Origin of the sequence: Acidovorax soli, assembly GCF_014207955.1 — a bacterium.
Classification (GTDB): domain Bacteria; phylum Pseudomonadota; class Gammaproteobacteria; order Burkholderiales; family Burkholderiaceae_C; genus Acidovorax; species Acidovorax soli_A.
This window is the reverse complement of record NZ_JACHLK010000004.1, coordinates 438,806-456,851: the sequence shown is the minus strand read 5'-3', so window position 1 is coordinate 456,851 and position 18,046 is coordinate 438,806. Positions and strand designations below refer to the sequence as shown.

The 18,046-nt window shown below is 67.1% G+C and carries 22 protein-coding genes; 5 read left to right on the top strand and 17 right to left on the bottom strand.

What is annotated here, in order from left to right:
• The first annotated feature begins 12 nt into the window (after window positions 1-12).
• Both rpoH and HNP48_RS13820 read left to right on the top strand, forming a co-directional pair.
• Window positions 13-954, top strand: a complete 942-nt coding sequence (gene rpoH, locus HNP48_RS13825; protein ID WP_184857763.1) for an RNA polymerase sigma factor RpoH — start codon at window positions 13-15, stop codon at window positions 952-954.
• Window positions 955-1,092: 138 nt separating this feature from the next.
• Entirely contained in the window at window positions 1,093-2,172 is a 1,080-nt protein-coding gene (locus HNP48_RS13820; RefSeq protein ID WP_184857761.1) for a tripartite tricarboxylate transporter substrate binding protein, read from the top strand.
• 64 nt (window positions 2,173-2,236) lie between these two features.
• Here the strand turns inward: HNP48_RS13820 and HNP48_RS13815 are convergent, their stop codons facing one another.
• The 5 genes from HNP48_RS13815 to HNP48_RS13795 are packed head-to-tail and all read right to left on the bottom strand — an operon-like array spanning window position 2,237 to window position 6,458.
• Entirely contained in the window at window positions 2,237-2,857 is a 621-nt protein-coding gene (locus HNP48_RS13815) for an SCO family protein (protein WP_184857759.1), read from the bottom strand.
• Between the two features lie 17 nt (window positions 2,858-2,874).
• On the bottom strand, window positions 2,875-3,777 hold the full coding sequence (gene cyoE / locus HNP48_RS13810) for a heme o synthase (protein WP_184857757.1): 903 nt from the start codon (window positions 3,775-3,777) through the stop codon (window positions 2,875-2,877).
• Complete coding sequence (locus HNP48_RS13805; RefSeq protein ID WP_184857755.1) at window positions 3,774-4,979, bottom strand: heme A synthase; 1,206 nt, start codon at window positions 4,977-4,979, stop codon at window positions 3,774-3,776. Before HNP48_RS13805 ends, cyoE begins: the two co-directional genes overlap by 4 nt.
• The gene (locus HNP48_RS13800) at window positions 4,976-5,728 is read right to left on the bottom strand and encodes a hypothetical protein (RefSeq protein WP_184857753.1); all 753 of its coding nucleotides are present in this window, start codon (window positions 5,726-5,728) and stop codon (window positions 4,976-4,978) included. The genes HNP48_RS13805 and HNP48_RS13800 overlap by 4 nt, the downstream gene beginning before the upstream one ends.
• Window positions 5,670-6,458 (bottom strand): SURF1 family protein, encoded by a 789-nt coding sequence (locus HNP48_RS13795; RefSeq protein ID WP_311773825.1) that lies wholly within the window; start codon window positions 6,456-6,458, stop codon window positions 5,670-5,672. The genes HNP48_RS13800 and HNP48_RS13795 overlap by 59 nt, the downstream gene beginning before the upstream one ends.
• Window positions 6,459-6,473: 15 nt before the next feature.
• Here HNP48_RS13795 and HNP48_RS13790 point away from each other — a divergent pair, with 15 nt between their 5' ends.
• Window positions 6,474-6,704 carry a twin transmembrane helix small protein gene (locus HNP48_RS13790; RefSeq protein ID WP_184857751.1) on the top strand — a complete coding sequence of 77 codons (231 nt, stop codon included), beginning with the start codon at window positions 6,474-6,476 and terminating at the stop codon, window positions 6,702-6,704.
• A 67-nt stretch (window positions 6,705-6,771) separates the two neighbouring features.
• On the opposite strand, the gene HNP48_RS13785 is transcribed toward HNP48_RS13790, so the two are convergent.
• From HNP48_RS13785 to HNP48_RS13755, 8 genes are all read right to left on the bottom strand, one after another.
• Complete coding sequence (locus HNP48_RS13785) at window positions 6,772-7,653, bottom strand: cytochrome c oxidase subunit 3 (RefSeq protein ID WP_184857749.1); 882 nt, start codon at window positions 7,651-7,653, stop codon at window positions 6,772-6,774.
• Window positions 7,654-7,729: 76 nt separating this feature from the next.
• Window positions 7,730-7,939, bottom strand: a complete 210-nt coding sequence (locus HNP48_RS13780; protein WP_184857746.1) for a DUF2970 domain-containing protein — start codon at window positions 7,937-7,939, stop codon at window positions 7,730-7,732.
• The gene (locus tag HNP48_RS13775; RefSeq protein ID WP_184857744.1) at window positions 7,936-8,565 is read right to left on the bottom strand and encodes a cytochrome c oxidase assembly protein; all 630 of its coding nucleotides are present in this window, start codon (window positions 8,563-8,565) and stop codon (window positions 7,936-7,938) included. The genes HNP48_RS13780 and HNP48_RS13775 overlap by 4 nt, the downstream gene beginning before the upstream one ends.
• A 31-nt stretch (window positions 8,566-8,596) precedes the next feature.
• The gene (locus HNP48_RS35195; protein WP_221480214.1) at window positions 8,597-8,710 is read right to left on the bottom strand and encodes a cytochrome oxidase small assembly protein; all 114 of its coding nucleotides are present in this window, start codon (window positions 8,708-8,710) and stop codon (window positions 8,597-8,599) included.
• An 11-nt stretch (window positions 8,711-8,721) separates the two neighbouring features.
• On the bottom strand, window positions 8,722-10,353 hold the full coding sequence (gene ctaD / locus HNP48_RS13770; protein WP_184857742.1) for a cytochrome c oxidase subunit I: 1,632 nt from the start codon (window positions 10,351-10,353) through the stop codon (window positions 8,722-8,724).
• A gap of 37 nt (window positions 10,354-10,390) precedes the next feature.
• Window positions 10,391-11,560 carry a cytochrome c oxidase subunit II gene (gene coxB / locus HNP48_RS13765; RefSeq protein WP_184857740.1) on the bottom strand — a complete coding sequence of 390 codons (1,170 nt, stop codon included), beginning with the start codon at window positions 11,558-11,560 and terminating at the stop codon, window positions 10,391-10,393.
• Window positions 11,561-11,620: 60 nt separating this feature from the next.
• On the bottom strand, window positions 11,621-12,097 hold the full coding sequence (locus HNP48_RS13760; RefSeq protein WP_184857891.1) for a DUF2244 domain-containing protein: 477 nt from the start codon (window positions 12,095-12,097) through the stop codon (window positions 11,621-11,623).
• A 149-nt stretch (window positions 12,098-12,246) separates the two neighbouring features.
• Window positions 12,247-13,155 carry a biotin synthase gene (locus HNP48_RS13755; protein ID WP_184857738.1) on the bottom strand — a complete coding sequence of 303 codons (909 nt, stop codon included), beginning with the start codon at window positions 13,153-13,155 and terminating at the stop codon, window positions 12,247-12,249.
• 38 nt (window positions 13,156-13,193) lie between these two features.
• Here HNP48_RS13755 and HNP48_RS13750 point away from each other — a divergent pair, with 38 nt between their 5' ends.
• Entirely contained in the window at window positions 13,194-13,967 is a 774-nt protein-coding gene (locus HNP48_RS13750; protein WP_184857736.1) for a ComF family protein, read from the top strand.
• Window positions 13,968-14,019: 52 nt separating this feature from the next.
• Window positions 14,020-14,553 (top strand): tRNA (cytidine(34)-2'-O)-methyltransferase, encoded by a 534-nt coding sequence (locus HNP48_RS13745; protein ID WP_184857734.1) that lies wholly within the window; start codon window positions 14,020-14,022, stop codon window positions 14,551-14,553.
• A 222-nt stretch (window positions 14,554-14,775) separates the two neighbouring features.
• Here the strand turns inward: HNP48_RS13745 and HNP48_RS13740 are convergent, their stop codons facing one another.
• The 4 genes from HNP48_RS13740 to HNP48_RS13725 all read right to left on the bottom strand — a co-directional run bounded on the left by HNP48_RS13740 (window position 14,776) and on the right by HNP48_RS13725 (window position 17,660).
• Window positions 14,776-15,717: a LysR family transcriptional regulator gene (locus HNP48_RS13740; protein ID WP_184857733.1), complete on the bottom strand. Its 942-nt coding sequence runs from the start codon at window positions 15,715-15,717 to the stop codon at window positions 14,776-14,778.
• 50 nt (window positions 15,718-15,767) lie between these two features.
• A complete protein-coding gene (locus HNP48_RS13735; RefSeq protein ID WP_184857731.1) occupies window positions 15,768-16,232 on the bottom strand; it encodes a MaoC family dehydratase in 465 nt (154 codons plus the stop codon).
• Between the two features lie 60 nt (window positions 16,233-16,292).
• The gene (locus HNP48_RS13730) at window positions 16,293-16,910 is read right to left on the bottom strand and encodes a ParA family protein (RefSeq protein WP_184857727.1); all 618 of its coding nucleotides are present in this window, start codon (window positions 16,908-16,910) and stop codon (window positions 16,293-16,295) included.
• A 111-nt stretch (window positions 16,911-17,021) separates the two neighbouring features.
• Entirely contained in the window at window positions 17,022-17,660 is a 639-nt protein-coding gene (locus HNP48_RS13725) for a LysE family transporter (protein ID WP_184857725.1), read from the bottom strand.
• Window positions 17,661-18,046: the final 386 nt, after the last annotated feature.

Below are 18,046 nucleotides of genomic sequence, written 5' to 3'. Positions count from 1 at the left end.
AGGATTCCCGGAATGAACATTCAGTCTGGAACCGTTACGACGACTTTGGCGCCCGCCAACCCATGGGCGCTGGTGCCCCCGCTGGGCAATCTGGACGCCTATATTTCGGCCGTCAACCGCCTGCCCCTGCTCACCCACGAGGAAGAGCAGACCTACGCACGCGCTCTCAAGGACAACAACGACCTGGACGCCGCCGGCCGGCTGGTGATGTCGCACCTGCGCCTGGTCGTCTCCATCTCGCGCCAGTACCTGGGCTATGGCCTGCCGCACGGCGACCTGATCCAGGAAGGCAACGTGGGCCTGATGAAGGCCGTCAAGCGCTTCGACCCCGACCAGGGCGTGCGCTTGGTGAGCTACGCCATGCACTGGATCAAGGCCGAGATCCACGAATACATCCTCAAGAACTGGCGCATGGTCAAGGTGGCGACCACCAAGGCCCAGCGCAAGCTGTTCTTCAATCTGCGGTCCATGAAGCAAGGTTTCAAGGCCGATGCGGCCGCCGCCGATGCCGCCACGCACCGCGACACCCTGTCGGACCGCGAGATCGACGCTGTGGCCGAGCAGCTCAACGTCAAGCGCGAAGAAGTCATCGAGATGGAAACCCGCCTGTCGGGCGGCGATGTGCTGCTCGACCCGGCCCCCTCGGACGATGGCGAGCAGGCCTTCGGCCCCATCGCCTACCTGGCCGATGCCGCCCATGAGCCCACGGCCATGATCGAATCGCGCCAGCGCGACTACCTGGCCACCGACGGCATTGCCGACGCCCTGGCCAGCCTGGACGAGCGCAGCCGCCGCATCGTGGAAGAGCGCTGGCTCAAGGTGAACGACGACGGCACGGGCGGCATGACGCTGCACGAGCTGGCCGCCGTCTATGGCGTGAGCGCCGAGCGCATTCGCCAGATCGAAGTAGCCGCCATGAAGAAGATGAAAAAGGCGCTGGCGGAGTACGCATAAAGGCATAAGCATCGATCCGCTTCGCTGCAAAGGGCGCGTTACCATCGCTGCTTCGCGGCAAAAGCGCCTTGAGCACAAGGGCCCCGTCGGGGCCCTTTTTCTTTGGCGCGGCAGCCGCTGCAGATCACTTTCAAGGAGATGCTCTTGTCACGCCCTGTTGTTGTTCCTGTTCCCCGCCGCGCGGCCCTGGCCCTGGCGATCGCTGCCCTGACGTCGTCGCCCTGGGCCCTGGCCCAGCAAGCCCAGCAGTCGTCCGCGCAAAAGCCCGCTGCCAAACCCGCAGCACCTGCGGCGGCGGCAGCCCCCGTGGCCTGGCCTACCAAGCCTGTGCGCATCATCGTGGGCTTTCCGGCCGGCTCCTCGCCCGACCTCACGGCCCGCACCATTGCCGAGCCCCTGTCCAAGGCGCTGGGCCAGCCGGTCATCGTGGAGAACAAGGTGGGCGCGGGCGGCAACATCGGTGCCGACGCCGTCGCCAAGGCGCGTGACGACCACACCATCGGCCTGATGATCAACGGCAACATGACCATCGCCAAGATGCTCAACCCCGCCGTGCCCTACGACCCCATCAAGGACCTGGCCCCGCTGAGCCTGATCGGCACCTCGCCCCTGGTGCTGACGGCCCCCGTGAGCCAGCCCGGCGTGCCCGCCACGGCCGACGCGCGCGAATTCTTCGTGGCCGCCCGCAACGGCGGCGACAAGTGGAGCTACGGCACCCCCGGAGTGGGCACCGTGGGCCACATCGGCACCGAGCTGCTCAAGTCGCGCAGCAACATCAACCCCGTGCACGTGCCCTACCCCGGCTACCCCCAGGTGGCCACCGCCATGCTCGGCGGCCAGCTGCAAATGGCCCTGCTGCCCCCCGCCCTGGCCCAGGCCCAGGTCAAGGCCGGCAAGCTGCGCGCCATCGGCGTCACCTCGTCGGGCCGCAGCCCGCTGGTGCCCGACGTGCCCAGCCTGGCCGAAGCCGGCATCACCAACTACAACCTGGAGATCTGGAACGCCTTTGCCGCCCCGGCCACCATGCCCAAGCCCATCCAGGCCAAGGTCGCCGCCCTCATCAGCGAGATCGCCCGCAGCCCCGACGTGCGCAGCAAGCTGTTCCAGCAAGGCTGGCAGGTGGTGGGCACCTCGCCCGAAGGCCTGGCCAACCGCATCAAGGCCGACACCAACCTGCTGGGCGGCGTGATCGCCATGCGCGGCATCAAGGCCGAGTAAACCGCCCTGTTCCGTCTATCGCCCTCCTCCGCCATGGCGGGGGAGGGCTTTTTTATGGCAGCGCTCAGGCGGCCGTGTTCAGCAGCGCCCGCACATCCTCGGTGAGCGCCTGCGCACCGCTGCCATAGCGGTTGTAGATGCGCAGCCGCCCGGCCGTGTCATAGACATAGCTGCCGGCGGAATGGTCCATGCTGTAGCTGGTGGGGGTCTTGCCTTCGACCTTCTTGTAGTAGATCTTGAAGTCCTTGGCCACGGCGGCGAGTTGCTCGGGGGTGCCGCGCAGGGCGAGGAAGCTGGGGTCGAAGTTGGCCATGTAGGCCTTGAGCACCTCGGGGGTGTCGCGCTCGGGGTCGACGGTGACGAACAGGCCCTGCAGCTTGTCACCGTCCTGGCCCAGGGCCTTTTTCACCTCGGCCAGTTCGGCCATGGCGGTGGGGCAGACATCGGGGCATTGGGTGAAGCCGAAGAACACCACGACCACCTTGCCGGCAAAGTCCTTGATGCTGCGCGCCTGGCCGTTGTGGTCGGTCAACGGCAGGTCCCGTGCATAGTCGGCACCGGTGACATCGACCCCGCGGAACTGCAGCGTCTGCTCCTTCTTGTCGAAGCAGGCGGTGAGCAGCGTGCTGCCAGCGAACGCGGCGGTCCCCAGGGCGATGGCTTTCAAAGCATGTCGTTTCTGCATGGTGGGAAAAGGCCCGTTCAGAGCACGTAATGGTCCACCAGCAGGGCGGCGAACAGCACGCTCAGGTGGACGAGGGAAAAGCGGAAGGTCTTGCGCGCCAGCTCGTCGGAGTACTTGCGCCACAGCGCAAAGCCGTAGCCGCAAAAGCCGATGCTGAGCAGCACGGCGGCGGTCAGGTAGATCCACGAGCTCATGCCGTAGACAAACGGCATGAGGCAACCGGCGAACAGGATGAGGGTGTAGAGGAACACCTGCAGGCGCGTGAACTCGTTGCCATGCGTCACGGGCAGCATGGGCAGGCCGGACTTGCGGTAGTCCTCCACGCGGTACAGGGCCAGGGCCCAGAAGTGCGGCGGCGTCCACAGGAAGATGATGAGGAACAGGATCAGCGCCTCGGGGCCCACGTCGCCCGTCATGGACGACCAGCCCAGCACCGGCGGCATGGCGCCCGAGGCGCCGCCGATGACGATGTTCTGCGGCGTGAGCGGCTTCAGGATCACGGTGTAGATGACCGCGTAGCCGACAAAGGTGGCAAAGGTGAGCCACATGGTCAGCGGGTTCACGGCAAAGTACAGCAGGGCCGAGCCGGCGCCGCACAGGATGGCCGAGAACAGCAGGGTCTGCGAATTGGACAGCTCGCCCTTGGCCGTGGGGCGCCAGGCGGTGCGCTTCATCTTGGCGTCGATGCCCTGCTCCACGATGCAGTTGAAGGCGGCGGCAGCGCCGGCCACCAGCCACACGCCCAGGCAGGCAATGGCCATGCGGCCGAACTGCGCGCCACTGGGCATGCCGGGCACGGCCAGCACCATGCCGATGAGCGCGCAGAACACGATGAGCTGCACCACGCGCGGCTTGGTCAGGGCATAGAACTGCGCCGCACGCGAGGGCAGCGACGACGGTAGGGCGGGGGCGACACTCATGCGGACACTCTTCTCGATGCGCCCTGCGGCGCCTGGGATTCTTCGGGGGCTGCAGTGGCAGTGGCAGCGGCGGCTGTAGACCGGCTGGACGCCAGGGCCCAGGTCAGTACCACCACCAGGGCGGCGGCGCCGCCGGTGTGCAGCACGGCTGCGAGCAGGGGCCAGTCCAGCACGACGTTGGACAGGCCCGTTGCCAGCTGGGCCAGCGACAGCGCCAGCAGCCAGCGTGCCTGCACCGGCAGCACGGCGGCCTTGTAGAGGCGCCAGACAAGCGCCAGCAGCGCGGCCAGCACCACATAGGCCATGAGCCGGTGCACGTAGTGGATGGCCGTGAGGCCGGCAAAGCTGATGTGGCTGCCGTCCTGCAGCATGCCCAGCTGGCGCCAGACCTGGAAGCCCTGGGCAAAGTCCATGGCCGGCCACCAACTGCCCTGGCAGGTGGGGAAGCTGGTGCAGGCCAGCACCGCGTAGTTGGTGCTGACCCAGCCGCCCAGCACGATCTGCACGGACACGAGCACGGCGGTCCACAGCAGGCCCTGGCGCAGCGCGGGGGCAATGCGCTCAGCCACCCGGCCCTGGGCCCAGTGTGCATGGCGCACGGCCTGCACGCACAGCAGGGCCAGCAGCACCAGGCCGCCGATGAGGTGCAGCGTGACGATGGCGGGGAACAGCTTCATGGTGACCGTGAGCGCGCCGAACGCGCCCTGCAGGCACACCCAGAACAGCGTGAAGGTGGGCCACCAGGGGCTGATGGGCGGCTCGGCGATGCCCTGCTGCCGGGCCTGGCGGCGCTGCACCCAGGACGAGACGGTGATCACGATGATGAGCACGCCCACGCCCGTGGCCAGGTAGCGGTGCACCATCTCGACCCAGGCCTTGCCGTGGGTGACGGGGCCGGTGGGCATGGCCTCTTGCGCCGCGGCGATCTCGGCGCGTGCGCCCACGGGGCTGGCATTGCCGTAGCAGCCGGGCCAGTCGGGGCAGCCCAGGCCCGAATCGGTGAGCCGCGTAAAGGCGCCGAACAGCACCAGGTCGAAGGTGAGGAACAGCGTGAGCACAGTGAGCGCCTGCAGGCGCTTGAGCGGCGTGCTCTTGCGGTTGCGCAGCCACACCCAGACCAGCGGGCCCAGGGCGATGAGCACGCCCAGCAGCATGAGCCGGGCCAGCGGTGCCAGGTCGTACAGGGGTTGGGCGTCGCTCATGGCTTGGCGGGCCGGCCGGCCTCGTCCCACGAGGAGGAGGCGCGCAGCAGGCGGTCGAGGTCGCGCTTGGCCTTGGCCGCGCCGCTGCGGTCCATGGCGGCGGGAAAGCGCATCATGAAGTTGCCCATGGGGTCCACCACGTAGAGGTGGTCCTGCAGGGCATGGCCCTCAGCCGGCGCCAGCCAGGCCGCCAGGGCCTCGGGCGCCAGGCGCAGCACGGTGGCCTGCTGCAGGGCCGGCGCCAGCAGCGGCGGCGGCGGCGCGCTGTCGTTGACGAGCCAGACCCAGTCCACACGGTCCTTCTCGCGGCCCAGGGTTTCGCGCAGTTGGCGCTGCAGGTACAGGTGCTTCTGGCAGGTGTCGTTGCAATCGCCGCCGGCCACGCTCACCAGCAGCCACTGGCCTTTGAGCGAGGCCAGGGCCTGGGGCGTGCCGTCGAGCGCCGTGCCCACCAGCGCGGGCATGCTGCGCTGGGGGTTGATGAGTTCGCCGTAGACGCGGCGACCCTCTGGCCGGATCACGTAGTAGGTGAAGTACGAGGCGATGACCGGGGCGGCACAGATCAGCAGCACACCGAACATCTTCAGGCGGCCATGGCGCGTGCGCTGGCTGCTGGCAACGGCCTCGCCTGCCTCGGGCAGGCTGTGCACCGTGAGGCCCAGCGGGTGGGCGACGCCGCTGCTGTGGGGCTCAGGCACCTGGCTGGCGGCGTGGGCGAACGAAGCGTCGGACGATTTGGAACCAGACATAAAGAAGTGCAATCAGGCCGCAGAGCCCGAACCATTGAAATGCGTAACCGTAGTGTTTGTCGACGCCCGCGCCGATCACCGGCCAGTCGCGCAGCAGCCCCTCGCCGGCCGCCCCGGTCTGCAAGACCGTGAGGGGCGCCAGCGCCAGGCCGGTCTCTGCCCCGAAGGCAGCCAGGTCGAGATTTTGCCGGATGCGGGAAGACCCCTTGGCGCTGTCGCCGCCCTCGAACTCGTACAGGCGCGATGGGGGCGCTGCCACACGGCCCGTGACCTGCACCGGGCCGGCGGGCGTCTGCACGGGCGGCAACTGCATGCGGTCCTGAAAATTGCGCGGCGCCCAACCGCGCTGCACCAACACCACGGCGCCGGGCTCGCCCGCCAGCTGCAGTGGCGTGAGCACAAAGAAGCCGGGCCGGCCCTGCATCTGGCGGTTGTCCAGGTACACGGTGTGCTCGGGCAGCCAGCGGCCCTGCAGCTGCACGGTGCGGTGCACCAGGGCCTGCTGCGGCGCGTCGGTGGAGGCGGGTGTGGATGCTGTCGCGGCCAGCAGCGTGCGGCCATCGATGGCCGGCTCGCGCATGCGCTCGTCGATGCGGGCCTGCAGCGCCTCTTTCTCTGCCGCGCGCGAGAGCTGCCAGCGCCCCAGCGAGGCGGTGGCCGCCATGCCGGCCAGGGCGGCCAGCAGCACCAGCCAGAACAGCGGGCCCAGGGCGCGTCGCGTGTCGGTCACGGGATAATGTGCTCCATGAAATACCTCGTTGTGCTGGCCTTCATCGCCATCCTCGCCAGCCTGGCCTCGGCCCTGTTCTTCATGATGCGTGGCGGCAAGGATGCCAGCGACGATAAGGCCAAGGGCCGCCGCATGGCGCGCGCGCTGGCGCTGCGGGTGGGGCTGTCCATCGTACTGTTCCTGTGCATTCTGGTGGCTTGGCAGCTCGGTTACATCCAGCCCACGGGGCTGCCCGCCTCGCGCTGAGCCAGCGCACCCGGCCGGAACAAAAAAAGCGCCTCACGGCGCTTTTTTTGCGGAAGGCCGTGCCGGATTACATCCAGTAGACCAGCACGTACAGGCCGAGCCAGACCACGTCCACAAAGTGCCAGTACCAGGCAGCGCCCTCGAAGCCGAAGTGCTTGTCGGCCGTGAAGTGGCCCTTTTGCAGGCGCAGGGTGATGAACAGCAGCATCAGCATGCCCAGGAACACGTGGAAGCCGTGGAAGCCCGTGAGCATGAAGAAGGTGGAGCCGAACACGCCCGAGTTGAGCTTCAAGTTCAGGTCGGTGTACAGGTGGTAGTACTCGTAGCCCTGCACGCACAGGAAGGTGAAGCCCAGCACCACGGTAGCCCACATGTAGGCAATGGTCTTGCCGCGGTGGTTTTCGCGCAGCGCATGGTGGGCGATGGTCAGCGTGACGCCCGAGGTCAGCAGCAGGGCCGTGTTGATGGTGGGCAGCCATTGGGGACCCACGGTCTGGAAGGGCTCGACGATGCCGGCAGGCGATGCGGTGACGCCCGCGGCCACGCTGGGCCACACGGCCTTGAAGTCGGGCCAGAGCAGCGCGTTGTCGAGGCTGCCGAGGGCCGGCACCGAGTGCGCGCGCGCCCACCACAGGGCCGAGAAGAAGGCGCCGAAGAACATCACCTCCGAGAAGATGAACCAGCTCATGCTCCAGCGGTACGAGAGGTCGATCTTGTGGCCGTACAGGCCGCCTTCGCTTTCGCGCACGGCGTCACCGAACCACTGGTAGAGCACGAACAGCCACCAGACCAGGCCCAGCAGCAGGGAGTACTTGCCCCAATCGTGGCCGTTGATCCACTGGCCCGCGCCCAGGATCACGAAGAACAGGCCGGCAGCCGCCATCGCCGGGTGGCGCGATTCGGCGGGCACGTAGTAGTACGGTGTGGTTCCGTGGCTTGATGCACTCATTTCTTCAGCTCCTGAATCTCTTTGAATCTTTTGTTATCTATCTATCGTACTCGTGGGGACGCTGGCCATGCCGCCGTCACACAATGAAGTTCACCAGGGCGATCAGCCCGATCACCAGCAGGAACACCGCGACCAGCCCGACCACGATGATGTGCACCGGGTTGAGCTTCTCGACGTCCTGCGCGTATTCACTGCCCTTGCGCAGGCCGATGAAGGACCAGGCCACGGCGCGGATGGTGCGCAGCAGCGAGCCCTTGCGCTGGTGTGCCGGCGCGGGGGCGTTCATGATCCGGCTCCTTCGGTAGCGGCATGCTGCAGCACCGGTGCCGCAGCCGTGGACTCGGGCGCCGCGGGCGTCTTGCCGCCCACTTCGAAGAAGGTATAGGACAGGGTGATCGTCGTGACGTCCTTGGACAGGCGCGGGTCGATCACGAAGGCCACGGGCCATTGCTTCTTTTCACCGGGCTCCAGCGTGTACTGGTTGAAGCAGAAGCACTCCAGCTTGTTGAAGTGCGCTGCCGCCTGGCGCGGTGCGTAGCTGGGGATGGCCTGGGCGGCCATGCGGCGGTTCTGCACGTTCTGGAACTCGTACATCACCGTGGTCAGCTCGCCGGGGTGCACCTGCACCGAGCGCTGGGCGGGCTTGAAGTCCCAGGGGCCGCGCGCATTGGCGTCGAACTCGACGGTGATGGTGCGGCTCTTGTCCACCTGCGTGTTGGCGGGCACCTTGACGTCCTTGCCGGCCACGCCGTTGCCGGGCACCTGGCGCTCGGACAGCGACAGGATGTTGATGCCCGTCATCTCGCAGATGTGCTTGTAGATGGGGATCAGCACGTAGCCGAAGGCGAACATGCCGGCCGCGATCACGACCAGCTTGCCCACCATCTTGGCGTTTTCGCGGCGCAGGTTCATGGTGACGGGTCCGGTGCCTCGTGGTGGTGCTTCAGCGCGAGGACAAGAGGACCATCTTGACCATGAACCCGATGAAGAAGGCCGCAGCGATGGACGCCAGGATCAAACCCAGGCGCAGGTTGCTCTTCTTCTGTTCGGGGGTCATGGGCATGGTGCTCAGCCGATCACGCGGGTTGCCGTGGCGTCCAGCTTGGGCGGGGTTTCAAAGGTGTGGAACGGTGCGGGCGATGGCACTTCCCATTCCAGTCCTTCGGCGCCGTCCCAGGGCTTGGCGGGGGCCGCAGCGCCCTTGCCCATCATGGCAGGCAGCACGATGGCCAGGAAGAAGTACACCTGCATCAGGCCGAAACCGAAGGCGCCCACCGAGGCGATGGCGTTGAAGTCGGCGAACTGCATGGGGTAGTCGGCGTAGCGGCGGGGCATGCCGGCCAGACCCAGGAAGTGCATCGGGAAGAAGGTGATGTTGAAGGTGATCAGCGAGCCCCAGAAGTGGATCTGGCCGCGCGTCTCGGAGTACATGTGGCCCGTCCACTTGGGCAGCCAGTAGTACACGCCCGCGAACATCGAGAACAGCGAGCCGGCCACCAGCACGTAGTGGAAGTGGGCCACCACGTAGTAGGTGTCCTGCAGCTGGATGTCGATGGGCGCCATGGCCAGGATCAGGCCGGTGAAGCCACCCATGGTGAACACGAAGATGAAGCCCACGGCGAACAGCATGGGGGTCTCGAAGGTCATGGAGCCGCGCCACATGGTGGCGATCCAGTTGAAGATCTTCACGGCCGTGGGCACGGAGATCAGCATGGTGGCGTACATGAAGAACAGCTGGCCGGTCACGGGCATGCCGGTGGTGAACATGTGGTGCGCCCACACGATGAACGACAGGATGGCGATGGACGAGGTGGCATACACCATGGAGGCGTAGCCGAACAGCTTCTTGCGCGCGAAGGCGGGCACGATCTGGCTCACGATGCCGAAGGCCGGCAAGATCATGATGTACACCTCGGGGTGGCCGAAGAACCAGAAGATGTGCTGGTACATCACCGGGTCACCGCCGCCGGCGGGGTTGAAGAAGCTGGTGCCGAAGTGGCGGTCCGTCAGCGTCATGGTGATGGCGCCGGCCAGCACGGGCATCACGGCGATCAGCAGGTAGGCGGTGATGAGCCAGGTCCAGGCGAACATGGGCATCTTCATCAGCGTCATGCCGGGGGCGCGCATGTTCAGGATGGTCACGATGATGTTGATCGAGCCCATGATGGACGAGGCACCCAGGATGTGCATGGCGAAGATGCCGGCGTCCATCGAGGGGCCCATCTGCAGCGTCAGCGGTGCGTACAGCGTCCAGCCGGCGGCGGGTGCGCCACCGGGCATGAAGAAGGAGCTGACCAGCATGGCAGCGGCAGGAATCATCAGCCAGAAGCTGAAGTTGTTCATGCGCGCGAAGGCCATGTCGGAGGCGCCGATCTGCAGCGGGATCATCCAGTTCGCAAAGCCCACGAAGGCCGGCATGATGGCGCCGAACACCATGATCAGGCCGTGCATGGTGGTGAGCTGGTTGAACAGCTCGGGGTTCACCAGCTGCAGGCCGGGCTGGAACAGCTCGGCGCGGATCAGGAGGGCCAGCACACCGCCCACCATGAGCATGGCGAAGGCGAACAGCAGGTACAGGGTACCGATGTCCTTGTGGTTGGTGGCGAATACCCAGCGGCGCCAGCCGGTGGGGCCATGGTGGCCGTGGTCGTCGTGTGCGTGGTCGCCAGCGTGCCCGTGGTTGTCGAGAACTGCGCTCATTGTGGATTCCTCAATCAATCAGTACGTTGGGCGTCGATCACTTGCCGCGCTGGGCAACGACTTCCGAAGGCTGCACCAGTTGGCCGGTCTTGTTGGACCAGTTGTTCTTGGTGTAGCTGACCACGGCCGCGATGTCCGTGTCGCTCAGCTGGCCCCATGCGGGCATGGCGCCATTGGCCGCGCCCTTGAGCACGATCTGGATCTGCTTGGCGTGGTCGGCATCGAGCACCACGGCCGCGCCGTCGAGCGGCTTGATCGGGCCGGCGCCCTTGCCGTTGGCCTGGTGGCAGGCAGCGCAGTTGGCGGCGTAGACCTTCTCGCCACGCTTGACGATGTCTTCCAGCGTCCAGACCTTGGTCGGGTCGTCGAGCTTGGCGGCGGCTTTCTTCTTCTGGTCGGCCACCCAGGCGGTGTAGTCCTCGGCGGACACCACCTTCACGTGGATGGGCATGTAGGCGTGTTCCTTGCCGCACAGCTCGGCGCACTGGCCGTAGTAATCGCCGATCTTCTCGGCACGGAACCAGGTGTCGCGCACGAAGCCGGGGATCGCGTCCTGCTTGATGCCGAAGGCCGGCACCATGAAGGCGTGGATCACGTCGTTGGCGGTGGTGATGATGCGGATCTTCTTGTTGACCGGCACCACCATGGGGTTGTCCACCTTGAGCAGGTAGTTGGCGGGCGCTTCCTTGACGTTGCCGCTGTCGGACATCACGCGGTGGCTGCTGTCCAGCGTGGAGATGAAGGCCAGGCCCTCGCCTTCGCCGGTGATGTAGTCGTAGCCCCACTTCCACTGGTAGCCCGTGGTCTTGATGGTGAGGTCGGCGTTGGTCGTGTCCTTCTGCGCCACCAGCACCTTGGTGGCGGGCAGGGCCATGAGGATCACGATGATGAAGGGAATGATGGTCCAGACGACTTCGACGGTGACGGACTCATGGAAGTTGGCGGCCTTGGCGCCTTTGGACTGGCGATGCTTCCAGATGGAATAGAACATCACGGAGAACACGGCCACGAAGATCACCGTGCAGATGATGAGCATCATCCAATGCAGGAAATGCTGCTCCTCGGCGATCTTGGTGACCGGAGGATGCAGATTGAGCTGGTTGACTGCAGGACCGCCGGGCAGGTCTTGAACGGCATGGGCCACGCCACCTACCCATGTGCCTGCGATCAGCAGCAGAGAAGCCAGCTTATTGGAAATGCTCTTCATAGTTCTCACTTACTTCTAAGCCTCAAATTAACCAATCCCTGCTGGCGCGCCTGCGTGGGGTCAGGCTGCGCGCAAGGCCATGCGTATCTCCGATGCCAGGGCCGGTCGAAGCTCGGGGCGCACGTAGCGCCCCACCTCCACCGATCGGCCTTGGCCAGACAAGGTGATCAGCGACCGGTCGCCGGTCTTGGGTTCTACGCGAACCCAGCTCCGGTCGAATTCGGCACGCTGGAGCTTGCCTGCTGTCTCCAACTCCACCACCAGGCGCGAGCCCTGCAGTGAGATCCTCTCGCCATCGGCCGCATGACGTCCGTATGTGGCGAATGCCAAACCAACAACCACTATCTCCAGCCATGCGAAGGGCATGACCAACCGGGCTCCGAGCAGCCAGAAGAACGTCGCAATGCCCAGCGACACGGCACACAGCGACAGGTACATCCACCCCATCTGCGCCGGCGTGACCGAGCAGTTGCGGACCAGGCGCCAATCGATGCGCTGGCCCGAGACCGTGGCGAAGCGAAATACCAAGCCTGTCACCGGAGGTGCCCACAAGACTGCCGGCTGCAGGCCACACCAGGAAAGCCACTGGCGCGGCATGCGCAGCCCGCTACGTTGCGCGGGAAGATGCCCGAAATCCCAATAACCCTGAATTGTAGCGTGCCTTGTTCCATGTCATTGACAGGGAGCTACCCGGTACTTCTACCTGTTCCACTGGCCAGCATGGCCCGCATGTCCTGCAGCGAAACCGCGCTGCTGGCGCTCATTTTCAGGCGCGGCGCGGGCTTGAAGGCATGGCCGTAGATGATCTCGAAAGTCAGTGCCAACTGCCCTGGCTGGGCCGGGTCGGCCAGGTGCTCGGCCAGGGCCGCGTGCAGGCGTTCGCGCCAGCCGCGCCCGCGCAGCGCGCCAAAGCGCCCGGGGTGCAGGTTGCAGCCGAGCTCGCGCAGCTCCTGCAGCAGGCGCTCGGGCGTGGCGAAGGTGAGCGTGATGCGCTCCATGTCCATCACGGGCTCGGCAAAGCCGGCATGCACCAGCATGTCGCCCCAGTCGTGCATGTCGGTGAAGGCGTGGCCGGCCGGCGGCCAGCCCAGGGCGGCATACACGCCGCGCAGCTCGCGCGCGGTGTCGGGCCCCAGGCACGAGAACATGAGGTAGCCATCCGTCGCCAGCGCGCGGTGCCACTGGGCGATGAGGGCCTGCGGGTCGGCCGCCATGTGCAGCGCCATGTTGGCCCAGAGCATCTGCACGCTGGCATCGAGCGGCAGGCCGAACTGCGGGGCCGGCCCGGTCCAGCGTGCCGGGCTCCACCAGGGCCGGGCCAGGGCCTGCTCGGCCGCGGGCAGGCAGTGGGCAGCGGTTTCAGCCACCTGGCAAGCAGCCTTGGGATAGCGGGCACTCACCAGCGCATGGCCCTGCAGGCCGCCGCGCACGGGGTCCCAGTGGCACCAGGCGGTGGGGGCCTGGCGTATCCACTGCAGGCGGTCTTCCATGCGGCGGGCCACCTCTTCGTGGAGCCAGGGGGCGGCAGCGGGTGCGGCAGCATGCCAGCGGGCCGCGGCAACGGGATCGATCGTGGGGGGGCGCTCTGTGGGCATAGGGGAAGAACCGGGGGGCCGAACAAGTATATTGACTCATGCAGTTCAAGGCATTCACGGGGCTATCGGGGGTGGGCCGCAGGCTGCGCGCCCTGGCGGGCACCCTGCCCAGCCAGTGCGCCGTCTGCCATGCCTGGCCTTCCACGCGCGTCTGCCCGGCGTGCACGGCCCGCTTCGCCCAGCCGGTGCCGCGCTGCACCCGCTGCGCCCTGCGGGTGCCCGATGGCGTGGCGGTGTGCGGTGCCTGCCTCAAGGCACCGCCGCTGTTCGACCGCTGCCTGGCCGCCGTGGACTATGCCTACCCCTGGTCCGGCGTGCTGGCCGATTTCAAGTTCCGCGCCGATCCCGGCTGGGCGGCTGCGCTCACGGCACTGGTGCGCACAACCCCGGGCCTGGCGCCCGCGCTCGATGCGGCCGACCTGGTGTTGCCCATCCCCTTGTCGGCCGAGCGCCTGCGCGAGCGCGGCTTCAACCAGGCCTGGCTGCTGGCCCGGCAGTTGGCCCCCGCCAAGGCCCACCCCGCGCTGCTGCTGCGGCTGCACGCGGGGGACCTCCAGGCAAGCCAGGTGCACCAGGCGCAGTTGCCGCGTGCCGAGCGCCTGCGCCACCTGCGCGGCGCCTTTGCCGTGGAGCCCACGCAGGCGGCCGGACTGCGCGGCCGGCACGTCGTGCTCATCGACGACGTGATGACCACCGGCGCCACGCTGCATGCTGCCGCCATGGCGCTGCGCGAGGCGGGCGTGGCCTCGCTGTGCGCCGTGGTGTTTGCCCGCACCGAGCCGCAGCAGGGCAGCGCCGCAAGCCCCCCGTAATTTGTTACAACCCGCGGCCGCAAGCGGCCTGGTTCGCAGCAAAATACCAGCCATGTTCCATATCGTCCTCGTCGAGCCCGAGATTCCGCCCAACACCGGCAATGTGATCCGGCTGGCGGCCAACACCGGCTGCACGCTGCACCTGATCGAGCCGCTGGGCTTTTCCATGGAAGACCGGCTCATGCGCCGCGCCGGCCTGGATTACCACGAGTACACCGCGGTGCTGCGCCATGCGGGCTGGACGGCGTTCCTGCGCGATGCGCAGCCCGACCCGGCGCGCATGTTCGCCATGACCACGCATGGCTCGCAGGACCTGTTCGACAACTGCTTTCTGCCCGGCGACTGGCTGGTCTTCGGCGCCGAGACGCGCGGCCTGCCGCCCGAGCTGCGCGAGACCTTCCCCCCCGCGCAGCGCCTGCGCCTGCCGATGATCGAAGGCCAGCGCAGCCTGAACCTGTCGAACGCGGTCGCGGTGTCGGTGTTCGAGGCCTGGCGCCAGAACAGCTTTGGCGCCGCGAACGCCGCCGCGGCAAGCGCTCCCGCCCCCCTGGCGGCGAATCCTACGGATTTGCATTCGATCGTGTAACCAACGACTTTAGGCGGTTGACGGCAAATCCGTATCCGTTGTTCATTGCGCTGCGCGTCACCCGCGATGCATGCAACTGGCGCGGCCTAAGCAAGTGCCCCCGCGCAAGGGCCGCCCCGCCGCGAAGGCGGCATATCCAGCGCATGCGCTGGGGGCGTCCCCCTCCCAGATTGCGAAGCAATTTGAGAGAGGGGTGAAGGCGCGAAGCGACTCAGGGGGTGTTCATCCAGCCGGATGGCGCAGGTCTTCTGCGGCCTGGGGCGCCTGCTCCGACAGGAAGTCGAGGAACACCTTGGTGCGCGCGGGCAGCATGCGGCCCGAGGGCAGCGCCGCGTACACGGTGTAGCGCGAGACGATCCAGTCGGGCAGCACATGCACCAGCTCGCCGTGGACCAGGTGCTCCTGCACCAGCAGGCGCGAGGTCACGGCCAGGCCCGCACCGTCCAGCGCGGCGCGCAGCAGCACGCCGCTGCTGTCGGACTGCAGCACGGCCGGCGCATCCACCTCCTGCCAGTCGCCGTCGCCCACGGCCGGGTGCAGGCGCAGCTTGCGCCCGCCGCCCATCTCGGCGCGCGTGGGTGCGCCCGTGTCACGCAGGTACTCGTGCTGCAGCAGGTCGGCCGGATCCCGGGGCACGCCCTTGCGTGCCAGGTACTCGGGCGATGCCACCACGATGGCCTCGCCATGCAGCAACGCGCGCGCCACGATGTTGGCGTCGAAGTCCTCGCCGGCCACCATGAGGGCCACATCGAACTCGTCGATGCGGCGCAGGGCCAGCGCATCGACGCTGATGTCCAGCATCAGCCGGGGGTAGCGTGCATGCCACAGCGCCGCCAGCGGCGCGAGGAAATGGGTGGTGAGCACGGGCGGCGCCACGATGCGGATGGTGCCGCGCAGGTCGCGCGTGCTGGCCACGGCCTCGGCCTCGGCATCGTCGATCTCGCCCAGGATGCTGCGCACGCGCTGCAGGTAGACCTCGCCGGCATCGGTAAGCGCCACCTTGCGCGTGGTGCGCTGGAGCAAGCGCGTGCCCAGGTGCTGCTCGAGCTCGGCCACCATGCGGGTGACCACCGGGGGCGACATGTCGAGCGCGCGCGCGGCGGCGGCAAAGCCGCCCTCGTCGACCACGCGGTCGAAAACTTTCATGGCTTGCAGGCGGTCCATGGCTCAGGCCTCCTGCAAAAAGTGAAGAAAGGGCGCAGAGCGCCCTGCCCTCAGGGCTTCGCGCCGTAGTTGCGGGCGAGCGATTCGGCCACGCACACCGGCTTGTCGCTGCCCTCGCGCTCCACGGTCACCAGCCAGGTCATCTGCATGCCATCGGGTGCCAGCGGCTCGGCGGCCTGCAGCGTCAGGCGTGCGCGCACGCGGCTGCCCACCGGCACCGGCGAGGTGAAGCGCACCTTGTTCAGCCCGTAGTTCACGCCCATGCGCGCGCCCTCGATGGAGAGGCCCGACTCGAAGAAGCGCGGTATCAGCGACAGCGTGAGAAAACCATGCGCAATGGGCGCGCCGAAGGGCCCGGCCTTGGCGCGCTCGGGGTCCACATGGATCCACTGGTGGTCGCCCGTGGCCTGGGCGAACAGGTTGACCTGTTCCTGCGTGATGGTGATCCAGTCGGTGACTGCGACCTCCTGGCCCACGCAGGCGCTGACTTCGGAGTAGGAGCGGAAGATTTTCATGGCGCCAATGTAGCGCCGGGGCACGCCGTCCCATGTCGGCCGAGTGACAGGTACTAACCCTCATGCGTCCAGCCATTCGCAAATGCCCTGCCACTGCTCCAGGTCGCGTGCCACGCGGCCCGGGGCCACGTCGAACAGCGTGAGCCCGTGCGCCGCCAGGTGGATGTAGTTCTGTGTGTCGCGCAAATAGCCCAGCACCGGAAACCCGAGGTTGTCCACGAACTGGTGCAGTTGGTCGGCCGCACGCGTGCGCGCATCCACGCGCATGCCCACGATGCCCACCTGCACGCCCTCCGAGCGCTTGTGCTCGGTCAGCTGGTCCAGAAAGCCGCGCGTGGCGAAGATGTCGAACACGCTGGGCTGCAGCGGCACGATGATCTTGTCGGCCAGCTTGAGCACGTCGTTCAGGCGCCAGCCATGCAGGCCGGCGGGGGTGTCGAGCACCGCATGCGTCGTGCCCTTGGGGGGCTTGGCGATCACGTCGGCGCTGGCGTCCCACACGCCTATGGGCCGCGCGGCCGGCGGGCGCAGGCCCAGCCACAGGCGTGCGGATTGCTGGCGGTCGGTGTCGCCCAACAGCACGGGGTGGCCCTGGCGGGCGTAGTAGCCCGCCACATTGGTCGACAGCGTGGACTTGCCCACGCCCCCCTTCGGGTTGGCAACGACGATCACTGGCATCACGAACTCCTTGCGTTGGGTCTGTCAATGAAGAAATCAGCCGAGAAAGAGAAGGCGCTATCTACACCTCCTGCGGCAATGCTACCTAATTGATAGCATTGCGCAAGCCGGTCAAGCGTGTTGCCCACCGCGCTTGACGAAGAACAGGCCGGCGCCCACCGCCATGAGCAGGCCGCCAAACACCCGGTTCTGCGTGCGCACGGCGCGTGCGCTGCGCATCAGGCGGCGCATGGCGCTGGCACCGGCCGCGTAGCCGTGCATCACGGTCACGTCCACGGCCACCGTGGTGGCGGCCATCACCAGCAGTTGCGTCCACAGCGGGCGCGTGTCGGTCATGAACTGGGGCAGCACGGCCACCATGAAGATGATGCCCTTGGGGTTCGTGGCGTTGGTCAGAAAGCCCGTGAGGCAGCGCTTTTGCCAAGTGCCGGCAGGCTCCTGCTCGTCGCCCTGCAGCGGCGAGGCATCGCCCGCGCGCCACTGGCTGAAGCCCACGTAGATCAAATAGCAGGCACCCAGCACCTTGACCACGCTGAAGGCCAGCTCCGACGCCAGCAGCAGCGAGCCCACGCCCGCCCCTGCTATCAGCAAGATGAGCAAGAGCCCCAGCTGCAGACCGAGGATGGTGGCGCCCGTCTTGCGCACGCCGAACGACAGGCCGTGGCTCATGGACAGCACCGCGCCCGAGCCCGGGGACACCGCAATCAGGCACGAGGCCGCGAAAAAAGCCAACCAAGTCTGGAATTCCATGGAGCACGCACCACACAAAAAGCAAGGGCACGTATCTTATCAATGCGAGCACCCTCCATGGCTTGCGGGCCTATTGCGCTACCAAAAGCGGAGCAAGAACCTGTTTACGACCTCCCAGGGGTCGCGCAGCGGCCTTGGCGGGATGGGATGCTAGGCGCGGTGCGCAGTTGATAGCCCGACTATCAACAAGCGCCGCAACGCCGCAGACCGCCCGCCAAGGCCACTGCCCGAAGGGTTGGAGTGAAATCGGGCGATTGGACGCCTCGTCTGCTTGCATGGGCACGAGCCCATGCGGCGCACCCGAAGCATCCACTCATCCCGATTGCACTCCAACGCGATCCCCTGCGAGATCGTAAACAGGTTCTAGGATGCCAGAATGGGAAGGC